The organism is Staphylococcus taiwanensis, assembly GCA_020544305.1.
Taxonomy (GTDB): domain Bacteria; phylum Bacillota; class Bacilli; order Staphylococcales; family Staphylococcaceae; genus Staphylococcus; species Staphylococcus taiwanensis.
This window is the reverse complement of the sequence record CP058667.1, coordinates 2,163,351-2,186,542: the sequence shown is the minus strand read 5'-3', so window position 1 is coordinate 2,186,542 and position 23,192 is coordinate 2,163,351. Positions and strand designations below refer to the sequence as shown.

Genomic DNA, 23,192 nt, shown 5'->3' with positions numbered 1-23,192 from the left:
AATTGTTTTATAATTTCTTTAATATAGATGATTTGAGGGATAAACTTATGCGAATAATTATAAAAAGCATTTATATGTTTATGATTGCTATGTTGAACTTTATTTTTAAATTTAAAAAAGTTAAGAATAATCATGTTACGTTCTTAATGACCTTTCCAGAAGATGTTATGCCAATAATTAAAGAATTGAATAATAAAGGTTATGCGCTTACGATTATTGCTAAAGCACACGAAGAAGCACGTTTGAAAGATATTAGTAATGTAACATTTATTCCTGTTGGAAATAAAAATATAGTCAAACATATCAAAGCATTAAGTTGTTCAAAAGTAATTGTCATTGATACGTATTATTTGATGCTTGGTGGCTATGCTAAAAAGAAATCACAAACGATTATTCAAACATGGCATGCTTCTGGTGCATTGAAAAACTTCGGTCTTACCGATCATCAAGTAGATTTGAATAATCCGAAAATGGTTAAGCAGTATCAACGTGTTTACAATGCAACGGATTATTATCTTATTGGTGGCGAAGAAATGGGAACGTGTTTTAAAGCATCATTTAATGCGAAAGATAATCAAATGTTGAAGCTTGGTTTGCCTCGTTTATCACAATATTTAAATTTCAACCTTGAGGCCGAGCAAACACGCTTAAAAAAACAGTATAATATTTCTAAGAAATTAGCGATTTATGTTCCTACGTATCGTGAAAATGCTGAGGATAACAGAAAATTGGATGTATCTCGCTTTGAACAAGCTTTACCAGACTATACGATAATTAATCAATTACATCCATCTATTGCAGGACGTAAATCAGGCGCTTCTACACCAGAATTAATGGTTATGGCTGATATGATTATTAGTGACTATAGTTCGTTACCTATAGAGGCAAGTTTATTAAATAAGCCAACATTATTTTACGTTTATGACGAAGACAAATATGAGCATGTACGCGGTTTAAATCAATTTTATAACCAAATTCCTCAGCAATTTAAAGTTTATAATGAAGAAGAATTAATTTTAAAAATGAAGAATCATATAGATGACATACAACCTTTATTTAAAAATTGGCATCGTTACAATAGTCCTGAAAGTGCCGAACATGTAACTCAATTTATTGAAAAGTTGGTGGAAAAGTGAAAATAGCTGTCATTATTCCGATATATAATGGTGAAAATACAATACGTAGAGCGATAAAGTCTATAGATACAACGCACGAAGTGGAAATTATTTGCGTGAATGATGGTTCAACTGACCATACGAGACAAGTGTTAACTCAATTACAAAAAGAAGAAAAAAATCTATTGATATTTAATCGAGACAATCAAGGTGCAGCGACAAGTAGAAATATAGGCTTAGCAGCCATGTCTGACGATGTTGAAGCATTTATGTTTTTAGATGCTGATGATCAATTTTTACCAGGTAGACTTGATAAAATGATTGATTATTATGTGCGGAATAAAGAAGTCGACATCGTAGTTGGTCAAATTGGTCGAGGAGTTAATGGGGATTGGAAAATTGTACCAACGCATGAAGAAATGAATCGCGAAGATATTGTGACATTAGCGCAAGCACCAGAGATTTTACAATCTATAGGTCCAGGTGGTAAGTTATTTAATTCTAAATTTAACGCATTACGATTCGACGAAGATGTCGTTTTTTGCGAAGAACATACGTTTATTACACGTGCCTATTTAACTGCACGCGATATACAATTACTTCCTTTAATTGTTTATGGATACAATGAACGTGAAGGGTCAGTGACAGATAAACGTGCAGATGTATTCTTAGACTATATAGAAGACGCAAGACGTGTACGTCAAAGTGTGATGGAGATGTTATTGCTTACAAACGAGAAAACGTACTATAGCTATCGTATGGATAATTTGATTGTAAGTTATTTAATACAAGCTTATTTATTAAAATATAGCAAAATAACATCAGAATTTGTTGATAAAGTAACGCATTATATTAATGATATGCAACATACCAATTATTCTGGAGATGCTTTGTTCAGAATTATACAAGCAGTAGAACAAGGCGCTACGAATTGGACACATGACACTTATGAAAAGTGGCGTCAAACGCTTGTCAATGTAGGAATAGGCAGACCAGGATATTTCCGCTTTAAAGCGCAAATAATGCCGAAAAAATTCGCTTTCAATAGTAAGCAAACTGTTAAGCGTATGCTTAAAAGATAAGTTAGCGTATTACACAAATGATGGTATGTGAATTTTATTTATGCTACATTAAGATTATAAAGTTTTGATAAAAATTAAGTTAAGGAGACAACACAAAATGAGAAGAGTAATTACTTATGGTACGTATGATTTACTACATTATGGCCATATAGAATTATTAAGAAGAGCTCGTGAAATGGGCGATTACTTAATTGTTGCGTTATCAACTGATGAATTCAATCAAATTAAGAATAAAAAATCATACTATGATTTTGAACAACGTAAAATGATGTTAGAATCAATTCGTTATGTAGATTTGGTAATTCCTGAAAATGGCTGGGGTCAAAAAGAAATCGACGTAGACCGTTATGACGTAGATGTCTTCGTAATGGGACACGACTGGGAAGGCGAATTTGATTTCTTAAAAGACAAATGTGAAGTTGTTTACTTGAAACGTACTGAAGGCATTTCAACAACTAAAATTAAACAAGAACTTTACGGTAAAGACGCTAAATAAAATTGTTTTAAAATTTTAAATAGCATGATACTAAAAGGCACGTCATGATTGCTAGTGAAGCTAAGCAAATTGTGACGTGCCTTTAATATTATGATTTACGCTTAAATAATTTATGAATAATGTAATAGATGATAAGGATTAAGCAAATAGAGCATAGTGCTAGTGATATGAAAGTCATAATAGGATGTTCTTTCCAAGTGCTTTTTGCTAAAGTATCAGCTTGATGAACTACTGGACGTGTTACTTTGACACTAGGTGGTCCATCATTTTTAATTAAGAAATGACGATTATATTGCACGTGAACGTTGCCATGTTTAATAACAAATTGATAGTCTTTTCTAGCTATATTTTTGGGCATAACATCATATAAATTTTTAGTAACGTAGTATTTTTTACCATTTATTTTATGAATGCCTGATGATAACACTTTTTTATATTCATATTGATTAAATGATCGGTTCATCATAGCATTTCCCATCATGTTACGTTGCATTTCACCACCCAAGTTTTTATAGTCTCCTGCACCCATAATCACTTGGTTAATACGTAATTCACCACGCTTAGTGGTAATCGTATGATTATAATCGGCAATATCGCTTGATCCAGTTTTTAATCCGTCAGTTCCTTGTAAACTCATTTTAGCCCCTTCTAATGAGTGATTGAACGTGTAATAAGTAACACCGTGCTGTGTAGGTGCCAATTGTTTTGTGAAATATAAGATCTTAGGGGTTTCTTTGATGACATGCTGATCAAGTATAGCAAAATCTCTAGCTGATGATACATTATTATCTTTGTCTTTATATTTTGATGGTGCAAAATCTTTGAGTTGTGCATTTTCAGCACCAGTTGGATTTACGAAATATGTATCTTTCATTCCTAATGCTTTGGCTTTCTTATTCATGAGATCAGTAAAGTCGTTGACATTACCAGATACTTTGTCAGCTAAAATTAATGCAGCTGCATTACTAGAGTTAGAAACAGTAATTTGAAGTAACTCTTTTATGGTGTATGTTTCACCAGGATATAATTTGGTGTTACTTAATTCTGGTAAAGTTGACATTCGGTAATGTGAGTGCGTAATATGTATTTTGTCATTTAGACTAATTTTTCCGTTTTTGACTGCTTCAAGTGTAAGATACATCGTCATTAGTTTAGTCATGGAAGCGGGGTACCACTTTTTATGTGATTGATAATCATACAGTATTTGACCTGATTGTGTCACATTAATGCTTCCTTCTGGTTGGTAGGCATCTGATACGTCAGAATAACCAGACTCACGAGCAATTTCTGTAGGTGTAGGTTCATTATCTGCAGCTTGTGTTATAGGTGTTATAATTGTAGCGATTAATAGTGTCATTAATGTTAGTGTAATAATGCGTTTCATACGTTTCTTTCCTTTTTCTAAATGATAACTAAGGTATTTTAACACAGAGAAATATTGATATAAATATTTTTAAGAAAAGTTTTTATATGGGAATTTGAATTATTGTGTATTTTAAATGAATATAAAAAAGAGGGCTAGTTTATGAAAGGACAAAATCCATTATTTTTCTTATTTAAGCGTTTAACTTGGCCATATGGATTAATAGTTGCAGCTATCATTATTTCGTCACTAGGAAGTATTAGTGGATTATTAATTCCATTGTTTACCGGCCGATTGGTAGATAAATTCTCTACCAGTAATATTAATTGGAATATTGTCATTCTATTTGCGGGTATATTTATTGCTAATGCTTTACTAAGTGGTATAGGCATATACTTACTCAGCAAAATCGGCGAAAAAATGATTTATGATATCCGTTCTATACTATGGGAACATATTATTAAATTGAAAATGCCATTTTTCGATAAAAATGAAAGTGGTCAATTAATGAGTCGTTTAACGGATGATACCAAAGTAATTAATGAGTTTATATCCCAAAAGTTACCACAACTCTTGCCAGCGGTTATTACATTAGTTGGTTCTATTGTAATGTTATTCATTATGGATTGGCAGATGACGTTGCTCACTTTTATCGCGATTCCAATTTTTATGGCAATTATGATTCCATTAGGACGAAAAATGCAAAAGATTTCGATCAATACACAGTCTGAAATCGCCAACTTTAGTGGGTTATTAGGTCGTGTGTTGACAGAAATGCGTCTCGTAAAAGTATCTAATACTGAGCGACAGGAATTAAATAATGCGCATAGTAATTTACGTGAAATTTATAATTTAGGACTAAGACAGGCCAAAATTACGGCAGTTATTCAACCTATTTCAAGCGTTATTATGTTATTGATGATTGCTGTGATTTTAGGATTCGGAGCTATTAGAATTGCTACTGGCGCAATTACAGCTGGTGCATTGATTGCGATGATTTTTTATGTCATGCAACTTTCAATGCCATTAATGAATTTATCAACACTTGTGACGGACTATAAAAAAGCAGTTGGTGCAAGTAGTAGAATCTATGAAATTATGCAAGAACCAGTTGAACCTATGGAAGATTTACAACCAATTGATAATGTTAAAGTTACAGATGGAGAACTTATATTTGAAAATGTAAACTTTAAATATGATGTAAAATCTATACTTAAAGATGTATCTTTCCGTATTCCACAAGGTGAAGTGAGTGCTTTTGTTGGACCATCTGGATCAGGTAAAAGTACCATTTTCAACTTAATTGAGCGTATGTATGAAATCGAAGCGGGAGATATCAAATATGGTCCGCAAAGTATTTATGATATCCCAATAACCAATTGGAGAAACAAAATTGGTTATGTGATGCAATCCAACTCAATGATGAATGGTACGATTCGAGATAATATTCTATATGGCATCAATCGTGAAGTGTCAGATGAAGAACTGATTAAATATGCCAAACTTGCCAATTGTCATGACTTTATTATGCAATTTGATGATGGTTACGACACACTTGTAGGTGAACGTGGCTTGAAATTGTCTGGTGGTCAACGTCAACGTCTTGATATAGCACGTAGCTTTGTTAAAAATCCTGATATTTTATTATTAGATGAAGCGACAGCTAATTTAGATAGTGAAAGTGAACAAAAGATACAAGAAGCTTTAGAAGTGCTAATGGAAGGTCGAACTACCATCGTAATTGCACATCGACTATCAACGATTAAAAAAGCCGGACAAATTATCTTCTTAGATCAAGGGCAAGTGACAGGCGAAGGTACACACGCTGAATTAATGGCTAATCATGATAAATATCATCAATTTGTTAAAACACAAAATTTAACAGAATAATATAAATAAACTTAGAGGTTGAGCTGACATCTTAAAAAACCTTCAAAGTAAACGCTGAAATAGTGGAACTTTGAAGGTTTTTTCATACTTAAAAGACCTATGGTAATAGAAAGTAGTCATTATTTAATGTGTAATGGGGTAATAAATAATATATTTCAATATTTGATAGACTCACTACAACGCAATTGCAATAACAATCGTTTATCGTTATATTTTAACAATTAATGTAAATGGTTATGCTTTGAGTTCGCACCATTAATATGAAATAATCATGTCTAAGTTCGAAGTGTATGCATGTTTTGGAAATTGAAAGACCCCATAAGATAAAAATAAAACGGAGGGAAAAACTTTGCTATATACAATAACGTCAACGTTGCCTCCAACACATGGTGGAAGAACAAAAGCACTACTCAATAGAATTAAATTTTTAGAAGAAAATTTACAACAACAGTCTACAATTTTAACGACGAATTATAATGCTAATTATAAAAATATTTATAGAATTTTTAGAGAAAAGGGTCTTATTACAAATAGTACAATGTTAGAGAATATTTACGATTGGTTAGCAAATCATAGATTATTGGAAGAACCGGTTGAACCAAAGTTATTTGGTAATTTGCCAATTAAGACTAAAGTTAAAGTTTCTGGGCTGAAAGCGAAAAAAGATGGTGACGATGTAAAATATTTTGACGGTAAAGACTATGTTATGTTTCGAAAATTTTATAAAGATAGAAAAATTATGAAATATGAAGATAGTATAGATCCGCATACCAATACGGTAAAACAGCGTAAAGAGTACACATTAAATGGTAGGTTACACAAAGTGAATCACTTTGATAATGTATCAACATTCAAAATCAGTGAAGAATATTATGATATTGATGGTTATATGTATTTGAAAATAACCTATGATAACAATGAAGATAATAAATTAAACGAAATACAATATTATAAAGACGCAAATAACCCCATTATCTTTAAAAAAGAAAAAGCACTATTTAGATACTATTATAATCATGTTTTAAAAGATGGGAGTGTTGTGTTTAATGATGCACGATTACTTGATAGACCGCTTATAGAATGTGAGAATAATATTAAACGTATTTTGGTTTTTCACAGTAATCATTTGCAAAACAACAAAGTGAGAAGTTCTTATAAACTTGCACTTGATAATCATGAAAAAATTAATAAATACATTGTACTGACGCATTATCAAAAAGAAGATATCCTAGCACAGTTTCCAATTAGCGAAGATAAAATAGATGTTATTCCACATTTTCTAGAAATATCTAAACCTCAATCGCGAGAGGAAGTAAAAGATCAATTCTGTTTTATAGGTAGAATTACAGAAGAAAAACAAATTGATCATATTATACGTGCCTTTGATCTCTATTTAAAAAAAGGTTATACATCACAACTGTTAATCTATGGGAAAGATAAAGATGGCACTTTAGAAGAATTAAAACACTTAGTAACAACATTAAACCTTGAAGAAAAAGTGGTATTTAAAGGACATACGAATCAACCTGAAAAAGTCTTTCCAACAGTCATTGCATCATTACTTACAAGTAGATATGAAGGCTTTGCATTAAGTGTAATGGAGAGCATTGATAAAGGATGTCCAGTCGTTTCATATAATGTTCGATATGGACCGAGTGAACTGATTCGTGAAGGTGAAAATGGTATACTTGTGAATCAAGATGATATAGAAGGTTTTGCTAATGCAATGGAAATGGCTAGAAATATAGGGTTTAAAGATGTAAAATTAAGTGAAAAATTTGGTGTGAATGAAGCACTAAAAAATTATCAATCACTCATCAATGATGTAACCCAATAAAGTATAAATAGGAAAAATGGAGAGAAATATATTGAATAAATTATCAATTATCATTACATATTTTAATAGTGAAGAATATATTGATGAATGCATCAATAGTTTAAAAAGTCAAAGAAATCAAGACTTTGACATTATTATTGTTGATGACGGCTCAACAGATCGATCAACTGAAATTTTAAAAGAAGCATTGAAATCATATGATAAAGAAGTGCATTTCATTCAATTAGAAGAAAACACAGGGCATGCACATGCTAGAAACGTGGCTTTAGAGCAAGCACAAGGAGAATATGTGATGTTTCTAGATGCTGATGATCAACTTGCTTCTTATGCTATAGATTTTTATCTTCGTCACATAGGAGGTTTCGACACATTAATTGCACCAATTCATAAATTTACCAGTGATCATCCACAATATGTAGATAAAGATAAAGTGCGTTTACAGTATCAATCTCATCGAACTAGACCTAATGCAATTTTAAGAAAAGAATCAGTATGTAATATTTTATTTAAAAATGTGATTATTAAAGCACATCATATTAAATTTAATGAGGATTTAAATATTTATGCAGATACGTCATTCGCACTTGAATATTTAAAATATGCTGAACGATTTGTAAGAATTATGAATTTCCCATTCTACTATCGTGGCGAGGTTTATGACCCATTTTATGGAAATACATTAACAGGTCAAGATTTTACGAATAAATTTGAAGATCACGTTAACAGCTTCTTTGATGCAATGGAACGAACAAATGACAAACAAGTTAAAAATTTCTTGATTAAAAGAATGAAAGAAGAAATCAAAAAAGGATTCGATCCATCAATAAGAGATATTAAATCACGTTATTTAACACTTGAAGATTCACTTGTGAAAATAGTTAAAGCACTTAAGTGGAATATTATTAAAGATGGTAAGGTATTATATAATCTTGAAGTGTTATTCCTAGCTATGAATGATGTTGAAAATGCTAAATATGTTAACAGTTTACGTAAGAAAACACGTTTAGTTAAAAATATCGTGAAAAATAGCAAAATGAAAGAGCGTTCAAGATATCAATTAACAGATAAAGAAGATGACGTTGATCCGAATACGATTGTTTTCGAAGCATTCGGCGGTAAAAATTATAGCGATAGTCCTAAATATATCTATGAATATATGCAAGAACACTATCCTCATTTGAATTATATTTGGGTATTTTCAAAACCTAACAACAATACGGTTCCAGGAAACGCAACTAAAGTCAAAAAAGGCTCTAGGGCTTATTATGAAGCTTATGCAAAAGCAAAATATTGGGTTTCAAATGCACGTTTGCCATTATATTTAAATAAAAAAGAAAATCAAATGTATATTCAAACATGGCATGGTACACCACTTAAACGTTTAGCTAATGATATGAAAGTAGTAAGAATGCCTGGCACGACAACTGCAAATTATAAAAAGAATTTCTATGCAGAAGCATCACGTTGGGATCACTTAGTATCACCAAATAGATATTCATCTAATATTTTTAAATCTGCTTTTTGGATGGATGAAGACCGTATTTGGGAAATCGGTTATCCACGAAATGATATTTTAGTTAACCGTCAAAACGATACTGAATATATTGAAGAAATAAGACGTGATTTAAATTTACCTGAAGGTAAAAAAGTCATTATGTACGCACCTACTTGGAGAGATGATGAATTTGTCAAAAAAGGCCAATATTTATTTGATTTAAGAATCAATCTCGCAAATCTTCAAAAAGAAATTGGAGACGACTATGTCATCTTACTTAGAATGCACTATCTAATTGCCAATGCCTTAGATTTAAAAGGCTTTGATGATTTTGCGATTGACGTATCTAATTATAATGACATTTCAGAACTTTACTTAATTTCTGATGCATTAATTACAGATTACTCATCAGTAATGTTTGATTTTGGAATTTTAAAACGTCCACAATTCTTCTTTGCTTATGATATTGAGAAGTACGATAAAGGACTTCGTGGTTTCTATATGGATTATATGAATGATCTTCCGGGTGAAATTATCACTGACGAGTTTAAATTAGCAGAAGAATTGAAAAATATAGATCAACACAAAGTTAAATATAAAGACAAAATTGATAAATTTTATAATGATTTTTGTTCAATTGAAAAAGGTGAATCATCTAAATTTATAGGTGATTATATCTATAATGATATTGAGAAAAATAAATAATTAAAGCTTATATTGGTTTTTAGCAATATTGCCCTTCACAGACGTTCGATCAATCGTGTTGTCTTCCGTGAGGGGCTTTTTTAATCGATAAAAAAGAGAAGAAGTTATAGACGAGTTTTGTGTAGTTAATTGGAGTGGACATCGTTGTTTAATATATATGAGGAGACCATTGATATATACATGTGAATTCTTCATTAATAAAGTAAAATGTTATTTTCGCGAACATTTTCACATGGTATAATTATTATTGTATTATTAACGGAACTTTAAAGAACAATATTGGGATAAAGTACGGTTCTGTTGAAATGTTTCTATACATAGTGAGTTTAAAATATTAAATCAGGTAGGTGTGTCATGTTTTTAGTGATAAACATCATTGGGTTACTTGTATTTTTGGGAATTGCAGTTTTATTTTCAAGAGATCGCAAAAATATCCAATGGAAATCTATTTTAATTCTTGTCGTCTTAAATGTCTTTTTAGCATGGTTCTTCGTTTATTTCCAAATTGGAAGATCAATTGTTGAAGGGTTAGCTTCTGCAATCGCTTGGGTTATCCAATCAGCACATACAGGAACAGGATTTGCATTTAATAGTTTTACAAGTGGTAAACAAATGGATATGGCAGTGAGTGCTCTATTCCCAATTTTACTTGTTGTACCATTGTTTGACATTTTAATGTATTTTAATATTTTACCTAAAATCATTGGCGGTATCGGTTGGGTACTTGCTAAGATTACACGTCAGCCTAAGTTTGAGTCATTTTTCGGGGTTGAAATGATGTTCTTAGGTAATACGGAAGCTTTAGCGGTTTCAAATGAACAATTAAAGCGTATGAATGAAATGCGTGTTTTAACAGTTGCAATGATGTCTATGAGTTCAATCTCAGGTGCCATTGTTGGTGCTTATGTTCAAATGATTCCTGGTGATCTAGTATTAACTGCTATACCGCTAAACATTATTAATGCGATTATTGTATCGTCTATCTTAAATCCAGTAAGTGTTGAAGAACAGGAAGACATAATCTACACAATTAATAATGGTGAAACAGCTGAACGTCAGCCGTTCTTCTCGTTCTTAGGAGATTCAGTATTAAATGCAGGTAAATTAGTACTTATTATCATTGCATTTGTTATCAGTTTTGTAGCATTGGCTGATTTAATCGACCGCTTTATTAATTTAATTACAGGTCTTGTCGGTGGTTGGATAGGAATGAAAGGCAGTTTCGGTTTAAATCAAATCTTAGGTGTCTTCATGTATCCATTTGCATTATTACTTGGTCTGCCATGGGGAGAAGCATGGATTGTCGCTCAACAAATGGCTAAGAAAATTGTCACAAATGAATTCGTAGTAATGGGTGAAATTACAAAAGCTGTTAATTCATATAGTCCACATAGAAGAGCGGTTATATCAACTTTCTTAGTATCATTTGCTAATTTCTCTACAATTGGAATGATTGTAGGTACACTTAAAGGTATAGTAGATAAAAAAACATCAGACTTTGTTTCTAAATACGTACCAATGATGCTTCTTGCAGGTATCTTAGTATCATTACTCACAGCAGCATTTGTAGGTTTGTTTGCTTGGTAATATTAGTTTAATAAGTGTTCAAAAGGCTATCATTAAAGCAAGAAATGCTTCAATGATAGCTTTTAATTTAAATAGATAAATGATAAAAACCAAGTATGAAGAGTGAGGAGACACTCTATATACTTGGTTTTTATGGGAAATGAATATTAATGTACTTGTAACGGTAAGGACTAGGTACTGTCACAGTACTTCGAGCAAAATTTGTTTTGTTACTATAAACAACACAAAGGAGATAACTTCTCTTATTAAGAAGTTATACACATTATATCAAAGTGACGCCTTTAAGTAAACAAAAAATTCAGAAAATTTTAATTTGTTCTTATTTCTGAAACAAATGTGTCTATTATAAAGGGATTAGTGCTAACTAATAGTAACTCAACATAGAAATAAAATGATATTGCGCTACGTATTTATATTTTATCAATTCTTAAAAATTTTAATGTACATTGTCGCTTTACAAGATAATGTGCTACTATTTTTTATGATACTACTAAAAAGGGGTTGGTATATGTGAATAAGAACATTAAAGACTTACTTTTAGTTATACTAGGCTCTTTCATCTTTTCAGCTGGAGTAAATACATTTATTATTTCAGGCAATCTAGGGGAAGGTGGGGTAACTGGAATCGCTATCGTATTATTCTATGCATTTCATATTTCACCAGCGATTACAAACTTTGTAGCAAATGCAGTTTTGATCATTGTTGGTTTTAAATTTTTAAGTAAGAAAAGTTCAATTCTAACAATCGTTGCTACAGTCCTTATTTCAGTGTTTTTAAGTTTAACGGCGTCTTGGCATGTAGAAACTGGAAATGTAATGATCAATGCGATATTCGGTGGCGCATCTGTAGGACTAGGTATAGGTGTGATTGTGTTGGCAGGTGGTACAACTGCGGGCACAACGATTTTAGCTCGACTTGCTAATAAGTATTTAGAAGTCAGTACGGCATATGCCTTACTATTCTTCGATTTGATTGTTGTACTTATTTCATTAACCGTATTACCAATACAAAAAGCTTTAGTGACTGTAATCTCACTCTATATTGGTACAAAAGTAATGGAATATGTGATTGAAGGATTGAACACTAAAAAAGCGATGACAATCATTTCTAATAAACCAGACGAAGTAGCTAAAGCGATTGATGAACAAGTCGGTCGAGGTCTTACAGTTTTGGATGGTCATGGCTATTATAGTCGCGAGAAAAAAGATGTGCTATACGTTGTAGTCGCTAAAACACAAGTTTCTCGTGCGAAGCGAGTTATTCGTAAAATTGATAATCAAGCCTTTTTAGTTGTGCATGATGTTCGTGATGTCTATGGTAATGGCTTTTTATTAGATGAATAATTATTTCGTGATAATGAAGTGAGATTAGTTATTATGTAATATTGTGATGGTAATCAAAGCTATCATCTATATACATAATTGCTAATCTCTTTTTTATTTTAAAATAGTCAGCTATTTACATAAGTGTTATAATACGACTATTGACTATGATAATTATTATCAATTATATATAAAAATTCGTGATTAATATAAAACATTACAGTTATACTGATTTATTTTCATGAAAGTAGGGAAAACATGAATCGTTTAAAAGCTCAAGAAGTTGAAATTGGATATGGGGATCATACAATAATCAATAATTTAGATGTCGAAATTCCAGATGGCAAAGTGACTTCAATCATTGGCCCTAATGGTTGTGGCAAATCTACGTTATTAAAAGCATTATCTCGCTTGTTAAGTATTAAAAATGGCGAGATTCAGTTAGATGGGGAGAACATTCATACTCAATCTACAAAAGAAATTGCTAAAAAAATTGCTATACTACCACAAACACCGGAAGTGGCAGATGGTCTTACAGTGGGTGAACTAGTGTCTTACGGTCGCTTTCCACATCAAAAAGGTTTCGGACGCTTATCTGCTGAAGATAAAAAAGAAATTGATTGGGCGCTAAGTGTTACTGGAACTTCTGAATTTAGACACCGTTCAATCAATGATTTGAGTGGTGGACAACGTCAACGTGTTTGGATTGCTATGGCACTTGCTCAAAAAACAGATATTATTTTCCTAGATGAACCTACAACATATTTAGATATTTCTCACCAATTAGAAATATTAGAATTAGTGCAACAATTAAATAAAGAGCAAGGTTGTACAATCATTATGGTGTTACACGATATTAACCAGGCAATTCGTTTTTCTGACCATCTTATTGCAATGAAAAAGGGAGAAATTGTTGCGTGTGGTGCTACAGAAGATGTTCTAACGAAAGAAATCTTAGAAAAAGTATTCAATATTGATGTCGTACTTAGTACAGATCCAAGAACAGGTAAGCCACTATTAGTAACTTACGATTTATTCCAACGTAATTATTCATAATGAAAGACAAAATGAGAAAAGGAATTTTAAGATGATGGGGAATGAGAAAAGATTTAATATCGGATTTATAGGCTATCTTATTTTAGTCTTCGTGTTGCTAATAGGTGCCCTGTTAGTATCTATTTTAATAGGTGAAGCAAAAATTAATTTTTCTACTATTATGGATGCTATTTTTCATTACAATCCAAAAAATCAACAGCATAATATTATTAGTGAGATTCGTATACCACGAGACTTAGGAGCTATATTGGTAGGTATGGCTTTGTCGGTCGCTGGTGCAGTGATTCAAGGTGTAACTAAAAATGGGCTTGCTGATCCAAGTTTAATTGGATTAAACTCTGGTGCTTCATTTGCTTTAGCATTAACATTTGGATTCTTTCCAGCTGCGCCATTCTTAATGTTAATGCTTGCCGGTTTTTTAGGTGCAATGTTAGGTGGTTTCATTGTTCTAACAATTGGACGATCAAGACGTGACGGCTTCAACCCAATGAGAATTATTTTAGCAGGTGCTGCAGTAAGTGCCTTGTTAACAGCATTAAGTCAAGGTATTGCGTTAACATTTAAATTAAACCAATCGCTTACTTTTTGGAGCGCTGGTGGTGTTTCTGGAACAACTTGGACTCAACTTATGTGGAGTGGGCCTGTCATTATTATCGCCATTATTATCATTATTGCTATGAGTAAGCAATTAACGATATTAAACTTGGGCGAAACACTGGCGAAAGGATTGGGTCAGAATATTACATTGATTCGTGGGATTAGTTTACTTTTAACCATGATTTTAGCTGGTGTAGCTGTATCAATGGTTGGACAAATCGCGTTTGTCGGACTCATGGTGCCACATATTGTGAGATTTTTAGTAGGTACAGATTATGCCAAAGTATTACCGCTGACAGCTTTATCTGGTGGTTTGTTAATGATCGTAGCTGATACGATTGCACGTATGTTAGGCGAAGCACCTGTTGGCGCTATTATTTCATTTATTGGCGTACCTTACTTTTTATATTTAGTTAAAAGAGGAGGGCGCACAATATGATACACCCTAAATTAAGACGCAAACAAATCATCACATTGATTACCTTTGCGATACTATTATTGGCTGCATGTACGTGGAGTGTGTCTTCAGGAGAATATAAAATTCCGGTTGGACGCTTCTTTAAAACGTTAGTTGGTCAAGGTGAGTATTACGACCAATTAATCTTAGTACAATTTAGATTTCCTCGCATGCTTATTACTATTTTAGCAGGTGCAGCGTTGAGTCTAAGTGGCGCTATTATTCAAAGTGTCACTAAAAACCCAATTGCAGAGCCAGGTATTTTAGGCATTAATGCTGGTGGTGGCTTTGCGATTGCATTATTTATCTCAATAGGTCAAATTGATCCAGATAATTTTGTTTATGTTTTACCAATCATTAGTGTGATTGGGGGCATTGCCACAGCGATTATTATTTTCGGATTTAGTATGAACAAACGCGATGGCATTACACCAGCAAGTATGGTGTTAATTGGTGTCGGTGTGCAAACAGCATTATACGGTGGTTCGATTACGTTAATGTCTAAATTTGATGATGACCAATCGGAATTTATCGCAAATTGGTTTGCTGGAAATATATGGGGTGATGATTGGACATTTGTCATTGCGACCCTGCCATGGATTATCGTTATTGTACCTTTCTTAATATACAAATCGAATGTGTTAAACCTAATCAATACACATGAACATATCGCGAAAGGGCTTGGCGTTAGATTAGAACGTGAACGCATTATTTTATTTTTCGTTGCGGTAATCCTTTCTTCCATCGCCGTAGCCGTAGCTGGTTCAATCGCCTTTATCGGCTTAATGGGTCCTCATATTGCGAAATCAATCGTGGGACCAAGACATCAACTCTTTTTACCAATTTCTATACTGGTAGGATCTTTCTTATTAGTATTTGCAGATACACTTGGTAAAATCATACTTGAGCCAACAGGCGTACCAGCTGGTATTGTCGTTGCCATCATTGGAGCACCTTACTTCATTTATTTAATGTACAAATCTAAGAGTATTTAAAGTGATACGAGAGTGAGATAGAATTTCTTTTTTATGAATTTCTATCTTGCTCTTTTTTCATTTTGGAAAATAAAATTTCAAACTACTACGAGACATTTTGAGATTTTTATGAATAAGTAATGACATATGGCAATAATGAACATAAAATGTTAGCGCATACATACGCCATAATTTATAATGTACATGATAGATAAAGGAGGGACAATTTCATGAAAAAGTTAATTAAGCAAAAAGAGCATTTTCTTCGAGATATGTTGGATGGACTTAAAATAGCACAAAATAATATTGAAATTGTTGCAGATACAGTTGTAGTACGTAGTAATCAAAAAACACATGGCGTCGCGATTGTTTCAGGTGGTGGAAGCGGTCATGAGCCAGCACATGCTGGGTATGTTGCAGAAGGTATGTTAGATGCTGCTGTATGTGGTGAAGTATTTACATCTCCAACACCAGACAAGATACTAGAAGCGATTAAAGCAGTTAACACTGGAGATGGCGTGTTACTCGTTGTTAAAAATTATGCCGGTGATGTAATGAACTTCGAAATGGCACAGGAAATGGCTGAAATGGAAGATATTATGGTTGAGATGGTTATTATTAAAGATGATATTTCTGTGACCGATGAAACACAACGCCGTGGTGTTGCAGGCACCGTTTTAGTTCATAAATATGCTGGTTATTTAGCGGAACAAGGTCATTCTCTACAAGATATCAAAGAAAAAGTTGAAACATTAATACCTCAAATTAAGAGTATTGGTATGGCCTTAACGCCACCATTGGTTCCGACTACCGGTCAATATGGCTTTGATATCAGCGATGATGACATTGAAATTGGAATAGGTATCCATGGTGAAAAAGGTATTGAACGTATTCCTTATGAGACTGTGGATAATGTAGTCGAACGGTTATTAACTCGATTGCTTAAAGAAGTTAATGACGATGAAGTCATTGTTATGATAAATGGCATGGGAGGAACGCCGTTATCCGAATTAAACATCGTTACTAAATATTGTTCGCTATTTTTATCTGAGCAACAACGACAAGTGAAACAATGGTTTGTTGGCGATTTTATGACATCATTAGATATGCAAGGATTTTCAATTACGCTTCTACCATATGGTCAGGAATTAAGCGAAGCATTAGAAGCGCCTACTACATCTCGTTATTTTTAAAATAAATATATAAGTTTGAGGTGATTTTCATGAATGTTAAGGAAATGAAAGAACGCTTATTAAATCTTGAAACTACATTTTCAGAAAAAGAAACGTTATTAACTGATTTAGACAGAGCTATTGGTGATGGAGATCACGGTGTGAACATGTTGCGTGGATTTAAAAGTTTACCAGATAAAATTGACGACAGTGACATGCAATCATTATTTAAATCGACAGGTATGGCATTAATGTCAAATATTGGAGGGGCCTCTGGTCCTTTATATGGTTTTAGTTTTGTGAAAATGGCAACTGTAGTTAATGATGAAATTGATCGAGAAAACGTAAAAGTGATGGTAGAGACCTTTGCGAATGCAATTGCACAACGAGGTAAAGTCCAACGTGATGAAAAGACAATGTTTGATGTTGTAGATAGAGTAAGAGAAGCACTTGAAAATGGTGACAGTGTTTCCTATGATACGTTACAACAATTTGCAGACGAGACAAAAGATATCGAAGCAACCAAAGGACGTGCAGCATACTTTAAAGAAGACTCAATCGGCTATATAGATCCTGGCGCGCAAAGTATGGTATATATCCTTAATGCACTGATTGGAGATGAATATAAATGACATCCATTGTAGTGATTAGTCATAGTAAAGAAATTGCAGATGGAACTAAAGCGCTACTCAGTCAAATGGCTAATAATGTGAATGTGATAGCGTATGGTGGCGTTAATGGCGACATTGGTACATCATTTGATGAAATTCAAAAAATTATTAATAATCTAGAAGAAGACGCATTATGTTTTTATGATCTAGGGTCTTCTGAAATGAACATTGACTTAGCTTTAGATATGTATGACGGTCCTTACAATGTGACAAAACTCAATGCACCGATTGTAGAAGGTAGTTTTACGGCGGCTGTTAAATTATCCGTTGGAGGATCGATAGAAGACGCAGTAAAAGAAGTTGAAAAAAGTTCATATAACTCCGCAGCATTTGATTAAAAATTAATACATTACCAATGACTTAGAGATAGTTGAAATAAATTTTATAATAGTGTTATTTAAAAAATGAAAATCGAAAATGATTGTGATAAAATAGTATTATTGTAAAATAGCTGGAGAGTAGGTGGGCATTGTCATGCATGAAAGCATCAAGGAATACGTATTAAGTGGCGAATTTGAACAAGTGAGACAAATAATGGCCCAAGCAGACTTTTTGGATTTTGAAGAAGCCTACATTTCATGTGCACATGAACATGAAAGCATGATGTTTTATACTTGTATTCTAGACATGATTAAATTTGAAGAAACAGCAGAGTTACATGATTTAGCATTTCTCTTACTTGTTTATCCTTTAAGTGAAGTCGAAGGCGCACTTGATTCTGCATATTATCACGCACAAGCGTCGATTCAATTAACAAATGGTAAAGAAATAAAGAGCTTATTGCAAATGTTATTATTACATGCAATTCCAGAGCCAGTTATTACAGACTCAGAAGCATTTAAAGTTGCTAAGCAAATTTTAAAATTAGATCCAAGTAACCATGTGGCGAGAAATGCACTTAAAGAAACGGCGAAACGCATGGATAACGTTGTCGTAGATATTAATGAACTTCAACAATATGGTAATTCGAATTAATACCATCGCCATATTTCAAATCAAACTATAAAAATCGTTGGACTTAATTACATTTGTAATAAATTGTTCATGCTATTCAAATTACAAAGCGAGAGAGACATTCATGATGATGATGAATGTCTCTCTCGCTCTTATTTTTATATCCTCTTAGTTACTTATTTATGAAAAAATGATAAATTTAATTATTTTTTTAATTTCCTTCAATCTTTTGTAACCATATTTAGCATAGTCTTTACAGGCGATATCTATTGTGCCGCAACCGTTATGCACTATTGCATAATAATTCTAGTACGTTATAATGCACAATGTGTCAAATTTAAGGAGGTTAATTTTTCACATGGGATTAAATAGAGAGGCTATAAAAATTGGTTTCGCCTATGTCGGCATTGTAGTCGGTGCCGGATTCTCAACTGGACAAGAAGTAATGCAATTCTTTACACCGTATGGACTGTGGTCATACATTGGTGTTTTAATTTCGGGGTTGATTCTCGGCTTTATTGGACGCCAAGTAGCTAAAATTGGTACGGCTTTTGAAGCTACGAATCATGAATCGACATTGCAATACTTATTTGGAGAGAAATTTAGTAAAATTTTCGACTATATACTTGTATTCTTTTTATTTGGTATAGCAGTAACAATGATAGCCGGTTCAGGTTCTACCTTCCAGGAAAGCTTTGGCATTCCTACTTGGTTAGGTGCCCTAATTATGACGGTTGTTATCTATTTAACATTACTATTAGACTTCAATAAAATTGTGAGCGCACTGGGTATCGTTACACCATTCTTAATTATTATGGTAATTCTTATTGCCGTTTATTACTTATTTGCCGGTAGTGTTCCGATTAGTGAAGTTAATAGTACTGTAGATAAAACAAGTGTGTTCTGGGGTATTGTTAGAGGATTAATGTATGGTGGCCTTGCATTTGCAGTTGGATTTAGTACCGTTGTTGCCATTGGGGGCGATGCATCTAAACGTAAAATTTCAGGTGCTGGCGCGATGTTTGGTGGCGTGATTTATACTATATTATTAGCGCTAATCAACTTCGCATTGCAATCAGAGTATCCGAAGATCAAACATGTTGAAATTCCAACATTGACATTAGCAAATGCTATTCACCCTTGGATTGGTCTTATATTAACAATTATAATGTTAGCTGTAATGTACAATACGATCTTAGGATTATGCTATTCATTTGCTGCACGTTTTACAGAACCATATAGTAAGAAATATCATATTTTCATTATTATAATGATGATTGCGGCATTTATTTTAAGCTTTGTTGGTTTCGCAGATTTAATCAACTTCCTATATAACATTATGGGTGTTGTTGGTTTGTTTATTGTAGTAGCAGTGCTTATTAAATACTACCTACGTAAGCAAGATAATAAAGACCATATTGCTTAAACAATAAATAGCTAGACTTTACAATTTAATTTGAATGTTTTAATCTTAAAAGCAATTCGTAATGGTAATACGGGTTGCTTTTCATTATTTGAAAAGGGAAAAACCATACCTCCTATAATCAATTGAAAGGATTGCAAGGAATGAATACTCAGAAGAAATGGGCCATTATCACGGGTGTAATAATAATTATTGTGAGTGCTTTGGTTGCGTGGGGGTTGTATCATCACCAACAAGAAGAACGAAAACATAAACAACAACGTGAAAAAGTACAAATCAATAACCCTAATGTGAAGTTATTCCAAAATATTACATATAATAAGCGTATTCCTGGGAGTCAGTTAGATGTTATGATGCCGGATGATGTCGACAAAAATACAAAATTACCTGTTATTTTCTGGATGCATGGTGGAGGTTACGTAGCTGGTGATAAGCAATATAAAAATCCATTACTTTCTCAAATCGTTGAGCAAGGATACGTGGTAGTGAACGTTAACTATGCATTAGCACCTAACTATAAGTATCCCACACCTTTAGTTCAACTAGATGATGCCGTGCAATTCATAAAGCATAATAAAGAACGTTTTCCAATTGATTTAGATCAAGTCGTCATCGGTGGAGATTCAGCAGGGGCACAATTAACAAGTCAATATGTGGCGATGCAAACGAATAGTGATTTACGTCATGAAATGAATTTCGAACAACAATTCACGCCTTCACAACTTAAAGGCGCTATATTTTTCGGTGGCTTTTATGATATGAAGACAGTGAGAGCTACTGAATTTCCAAGAATTCAAATGTTCATGCACAGTTATACCGGCACAACGCATTGGGAAACGGATTTTAAAAATATTTCTCAAATGTCAACCATTAACCAAGTAACCAAAAACTATCCTGCTACCTACTTATCTGTAGGAGATGCTGATCCTTTTTATAGTCAAAATAAAGCGTTCTATCAGAAACTTAAAGAAGAAAACGTGCCTGTAAGTACATTATTCTATAATGGTTCACATCATCTTCATCATCAGTATCAATTTCATTTAGAGAAACCAGAATCTAAAGAGAATTTAAAACGTGTATTAGCGTTTCTAAGTAGAAATACTTCATCATCAGGTGTAGAACAAAATCAACAATCGCCTTTTGATGGTTCTATAAGTTCGGATAGTAGCTTTTCATTATCTCCATATTAAAACGAAATGAGACGTGTACTTGTGCTTGATCGTATTAACAGAATCAATTAAACAATATAGAAAAAGGAGGCTGGGACAGGTGTTGTCTCAGCCTCCAAGTATATTAGTATTAAATAACTTGAATAATTAATTTTAAAAGAATTTGTTTAGTAAATATATATTTTTTGAAAATAAATCCTTAGTATTGTCTTAAACATCTCAGTAAGTAGTTTAATATTATGATGACTGGAGTATAATAAAAGAGATGACAAAATAATATTATAGAAGTAATTTGGCCATGACATATTTATTATAATATTGACCATTGATGAATAATTTATCTTTTAATTCACCTTCAATGTTGAAACCAGCACTTTTAAATAATTCGATGGCGCGGTCATTTTCTGGAACAACAGAAGCTTCGATACGTCTAATTTCGTGATTGATAGACCAAGCTTCAGCAGTATTAACTAAAGCCATGCCTATGCCATGTTTTTGATAAAGCTGTCTAACACCTATAGTAATAATCGCTTCATGACGTTTGCGTTCATAATCTTCAGTTTGAATAAATGCGTAACCAACTAATTGGTCGTCTTGTTCTGCAACGTAAACCGTGTTTCTTGGGGAAGTAATGATGCGTTCTAAATAGTCACTGACACTTGAAATACTTGGTGTATATTCCCCAGGATTATAAAGTGTATAGTCTGATTCGTCGTAAATTTTGCTTAAAAGTTTAATAAAGTCTTCAACGTCTTTTATACTAATTTCACGAATAATATGGGCCATGCGGCTTCCTCCCGAATTTATAAGCTATTGTGTCTTACATGGTATTATAGCAATAAAATATAAATAAACATAAAATATAAATTTTTAAATTAAAGGGGTAATCTTAAAAATGAAACCTAATGTGCTCTTAGCTGGTGGTAGTGGTTATATTGGGAAATATATCAGCAATGTAATTGAAGAGGATGTTAACTTATATGCTTTGTCTAAATATCCGAATACGAAGAAAGAAAATAATGATCGTATTATATGGTTGAAAAGAGATATTTATAATTATGAAGATGTTGTGATGGCGATGCAAGATATGAATATTGCTGTCTTTTATTTAGACCCTAATAAAAACTCAGCGAAATTAACTCAGGCCACAGCAAGAGATTTGAATTTAATCGCTGCAGACAATTTTGCGAGAGCAGCTGCGAAACAAGGGTTATCTAAAATTGTTTATGTCAGTGGTAGTCGGTTTGATAGTGAGACCATTCAACGATTGGAAAATTATGGTGTGCCTGTCGAAGTAACGAATACACATATTAAAAGACCACATATTAATGCTGAACTACAAGTTTCTAAGTATGACGATGTTCGAACTGCCCTTAAAATGATATTACCTAGAAAATGGACACTAACTTATTTAGTGGATTATTTTATGAAATGGATAAATGATACACGTGGTACATTTATGCATACGTTTCAAGAAGGTGATACTTATAGCGTCTATGTTCGGAGCAAACATAAACCACTCTTAGTGTTGAAAAAGGTTGAAGATGATAATGGGCTCATTACATTACATTTAGTGGCTGGTTCAATGTTAAAATCTAATGCAAAGAAAGAGGGCAAATTGGAGTTTCGTCAAATCAAAGGTACGCGCTTAGTTATCGTACATTTGTATGATTACATTCCAAGATTATTCTGGCCTATTTATTATTTTATTCAAGCGCCACTTCAAGGGCTTATCATGCGAGGTTTTGAAATTGACTGCCGTATTAAGCATTTTAATGGCAGAGTTCAATCAGGGGAAAAAATGAAATATACAAAATAATAGGTGG

At 32.9% G+C, this 23,192-nt stretch carries 20 protein-coding genes; 18 read left to right on the top strand and 2 right to left on the bottom strand.

From position 1 onward, the window contains the following. Positions 1–47 precede the first annotated feature (47 nt). The 3 genes from HYI43_10470 to tagD all read left to right on the top strand — a co-directional run bounded on the left by HYI43_10470 (position 48) and on the right by tagD (position 2,693). The gene (locus HYI43_10470) at positions 48–1,136 is read left to right on the top strand and encodes a CDP-glycerol glycerophosphotransferase family protein (protein UDI78961.1); all 1,089 of its coding nucleotides are present in this window, start codon (positions 48–50) and stop codon (positions 1,134–1,136) included. Continuing rightward, positions 1,133–2,197, top strand: a complete 1,065-nt coding sequence (locus HYI43_10465) for a glycosyltransferase family 2 protein (protein ID UDI78960.1) — start codon at positions 1,133–1,135, stop codon at positions 2,195–2,197. The genes HYI43_10470 and HYI43_10465 overlap by 4 nt, the downstream gene beginning before the upstream one ends. A 97-nt stretch (positions 2,198–2,294) precedes the next feature. Next, the gene (gene tagD, locus HYI43_10460) at positions 2,295–2,693 is read left to right on the top strand and encodes a glycerol-3-phosphate cytidylyltransferase (GenBank protein UDI78959.1); all 399 of its coding nucleotides are present in this window, start codon (positions 2,295–2,297) and stop codon (positions 2,691–2,693) included. Positions 2,694–2,781: 88 nt separating this feature from the next. On the opposite strand, the gene HYI43_10455 is transcribed toward tagD, so the two are convergent. Continuing rightward, positions 2,782–4,077 carry a D-alanyl-D-alanine carboxypeptidase gene (locus tag HYI43_10455; protein ID UDI78958.1) on the bottom strand — a complete coding sequence of 432 codons (1,296 nt, stop codon included), beginning with the start codon at positions 4,075–4,077 and terminating at the stop codon, positions 2,782–2,784. A 141-nt stretch (positions 4,078–4,218) separates the two neighbouring features. On the opposite strand from HYI43_10455, the gene HYI43_10450 reads away from it, so the two are divergent. The 14 genes from HYI43_10450 to HYI43_10385 all read left to right on the top strand — a co-directional run bounded on the left by HYI43_10450 (position 4,219) and on the right by HYI43_10385 (position 21,387). Further along, complete coding sequence (locus HYI43_10450) at positions 4,219–5,946, top strand: ABC transporter ATP-binding protein (protein ID UDI78957.1); 1,728 nt, start codon at positions 4,219–4,221, stop codon at positions 5,944–5,946. A gap of 349 nt (positions 5,947–6,295) precedes the next feature. Further along, a complete protein-coding gene (locus HYI43_10445) occupies positions 6,296–7,783 on the top strand; it encodes a glycosyltransferase (protein ID UDI78956.1) in 1,488 nt (495 codons plus the stop codon). Between the two features lie 31 nt (positions 7,784–7,814). Further along, entirely contained in the window at positions 7,815–9,983 is a 2,169-nt protein-coding gene (locus HYI43_10440; GenBank protein ID UDI78955.1) for a bifunctional glycosyltransferase family 2 protein/CDP-glycerol:glycerophosphate glycerophosphotransferase, read from the top strand. A 354-nt stretch (positions 9,984–10,337) separates the two neighbouring features. Beyond that, positions 10,338–11,570, top strand: a complete 1,233-nt coding sequence (locus HYI43_10435; GenBank protein ID UDI78954.1) for a NupC/NupG family nucleoside CNT transporter — start codon at positions 10,338–10,340, stop codon at positions 11,568–11,570. A gap of 510 nt (positions 11,571–12,080) precedes the next feature. Beyond that, positions 12,081–12,914 (top strand): YitT family protein, encoded by an 834-nt coding sequence (locus HYI43_10430; GenBank protein UDI78953.1) that lies wholly within the window; start codon positions 12,081–12,083, stop codon positions 12,912–12,914. Between the two features lie 237 nt (positions 12,915–13,151). Next, on the top strand, positions 13,152–13,949 hold the full coding sequence (locus tag HYI43_10425) for an ABC transporter ATP-binding protein (GenBank protein ID UDI78952.1): 798 nt from the start codon (positions 13,152–13,154) through the stop codon (positions 13,947–13,949). A 31-nt stretch (positions 13,950–13,980) separates the two neighbouring features. Beyond that, on the top strand, positions 13,981–14,985 hold the full coding sequence (locus HYI43_10420; protein UDI78951.1) for an iron ABC transporter permease: 1,005 nt from the start codon (positions 13,981–13,983) through the stop codon (positions 14,983–14,985). After that, positions 14,982–15,998 (top strand): iron ABC transporter permease, encoded by a 1,017-nt coding sequence (locus HYI43_10415; GenBank protein UDI78950.1) that lies wholly within the window; start codon positions 14,982–14,984, stop codon positions 15,996–15,998. Before HYI43_10420 ends, HYI43_10415 begins: the two co-directional genes overlap by 4 nt. 209 nt (positions 15,999–16,207) lie before the next feature. Continuing rightward, on the top strand, positions 16,208–17,170 hold the full coding sequence (dhaK, locus tag HYI43_10410) for a dihydroxyacetone kinase subunit DhaK (GenBank protein UDI78949.1): 963 nt from the start codon (positions 16,208–16,210) through the stop codon (positions 17,168–17,170). A gap of 29 nt (positions 17,171–17,199) precedes the next feature. After that, a complete protein-coding gene (gene dhaL / locus HYI43_10405; protein ID UDI78948.1) occupies positions 17,200–17,781 on the top strand; it encodes a dihydroxyacetone kinase subunit L in 582 nt (193 codons plus the stop codon). Beyond that, on the top strand, positions 17,778–18,158 hold the full coding sequence (locus HYI43_10400) for a PTS-dependent dihydroxyacetone kinase phosphotransferase subunit DhaM (GenBank protein UDI78947.1): 381 nt from the start codon (positions 17,778–17,780) through the stop codon (positions 18,156–18,158). The genes dhaL and HYI43_10400 overlap by 4 nt, the downstream gene beginning before the upstream one ends. Before the next feature lie 136 nt (positions 18,159–18,294). Further along, complete coding sequence (locus tag HYI43_10395; GenBank protein ID UDI78946.1) at positions 18,295–18,795, top strand: hypothetical protein; 501 nt, start codon at positions 18,295–18,297, stop codon at positions 18,793–18,795. Between the two features lie 337 nt (positions 18,796–19,132). Then, positions 19,133–20,200 carry a hypothetical protein gene (locus HYI43_10390; GenBank protein ID UDI78945.1) on the top strand — a complete coding sequence of 356 codons (1,068 nt, stop codon included), beginning with the start codon at positions 19,133–19,135 and terminating at the stop codon, positions 20,198–20,200. A 140-nt stretch (positions 20,201–20,340) separates the two neighbouring features. After that, positions 20,341–21,387, top strand: coding sequence for an alpha/beta hydrolase (locus HYI43_10385; protein UDI78944.1), 1,047 nt, complete (start codon positions 20,341–20,343; stop codon positions 21,385–21,387). Positions 21,388–21,645: 258 nt separating this feature from the next. Here the strand turns inward: HYI43_10385 and HYI43_10380 are convergent, their stop codons facing one another. After that, complete coding sequence (locus tag HYI43_10380) at positions 21,646–22,152, bottom strand: GNAT family N-acetyltransferase (protein ID UDI78943.1); 507 nt, start codon at positions 22,150–22,152, stop codon at positions 21,646–21,648. 109 nt (positions 22,153–22,261) lie between these two features. Between HYI43_10380 and HYI43_10375 the strand changes: the two genes are divergently transcribed. Further along, complete coding sequence (locus HYI43_10375) at positions 22,262–23,185, top strand: NAD(P)-dependent oxidoreductase (protein ID UDI78942.1); 924 nt, start codon at positions 22,262–22,264, stop codon at positions 23,183–23,185. Positions 23,186–23,192: the final 7 nt, after the last annotated feature.

Bases quoted from the DNA above. Each gene is read 5' to 3' on its own strand.
- HYI43_10470 (UDI78961.1), top strand. From the start codon at position 48: ATGCGAATAATTATAAAAAGCATTTATATGTTTATGATTGCTATGTTG.
- tagD (UDI78959.1), top strand. From the start codon at position 2,295: ATGAGAAGAGTAATTACTTATGGTACGTATGATTTACTACATTATGGC.
- HYI43_10455 (UDI78958.1), bottom strand. From the start codon at position 4,077: ATGAAACGCATTATTACACTAACATTAATGACACTATTAATCGCTACA.
- HYI43_10450 (UDI78957.1), top strand. From the start codon at position 4,219: ATGAAAGGACAAAATCCATTATTTTTCTTATTTAAGCGTTTAACTTGG.
- HYI43_10435 (UDI78954.1), top strand. From the start codon at position 10,338: ATGTTTTTAGTGATAAACATCATTGGGTTACTTGTATTTTTGGGAATT.
- HYI43_10425 (UDI78952.1), top strand. From the start codon at position 13,152: ATGAATCGTTTAAAAGCTCAAGAAGTTGAAATTGGATATGGGGATCAT.
- HYI43_10420 (UDI78951.1), top strand. From the start codon at position 13,981: ATGATGGGGAATGAGAAAAGATTTAATATCGGATTTATAGGCTATCTT.
- HYI43_10415 (UDI78950.1), top strand. From the start codon at position 14,982: ATGATACACCCTAAATTAAGACGCAAACAAATCATCACATTGATTACC.
- dhaK (UDI78949.1), top strand. From the start codon at position 16,208: ATGAAAAAGTTAATTAAGCAAAAAGAGCATTTTCTTCGAGATATGTTG.
- dhaL (UDI78948.1), top strand. From the start codon at position 17,200: ATGAATGTTAAGGAAATGAAAGAACGCTTATTAAATCTTGAAACTACA.
- HYI43_10400 (UDI78947.1), top strand. From the start codon at position 17,778: ATGACATCCATTGTAGTGATTAGTCATAGTAAAGAAATTGCAGATGGA.
- HYI43_10395 (UDI78946.1), top strand. From the start codon at position 18,295: ATGCATGAAAGCATCAAGGAATACGTATTAAGTGGCGAATTTGAACAA.
- HYI43_10390 (UDI78945.1), top strand. From the start codon at position 19,133: ATGGGATTAAATAGAGAGGCTATAAAAATTGGTTTCGCCTATGTCGGC.
- HYI43_10385 (UDI78944.1), top strand. From the start codon at position 20,341: ATGAATACTCAGAAGAAATGGGCCATTATCACGGGTGTAATAATAATT.
- HYI43_10380 (UDI78943.1), bottom strand. From the start codon at position 22,152: ATGGCCCATATTATTCGTGAAATTAGTATAAAAGACGTTGAAGACTTT.
- HYI43_10375 (UDI78942.1), top strand. From the start codon at position 22,262: ATGAAACCTAATGTGCTCTTAGCTGGTGGTAGTGGTTATATTGGGAAA.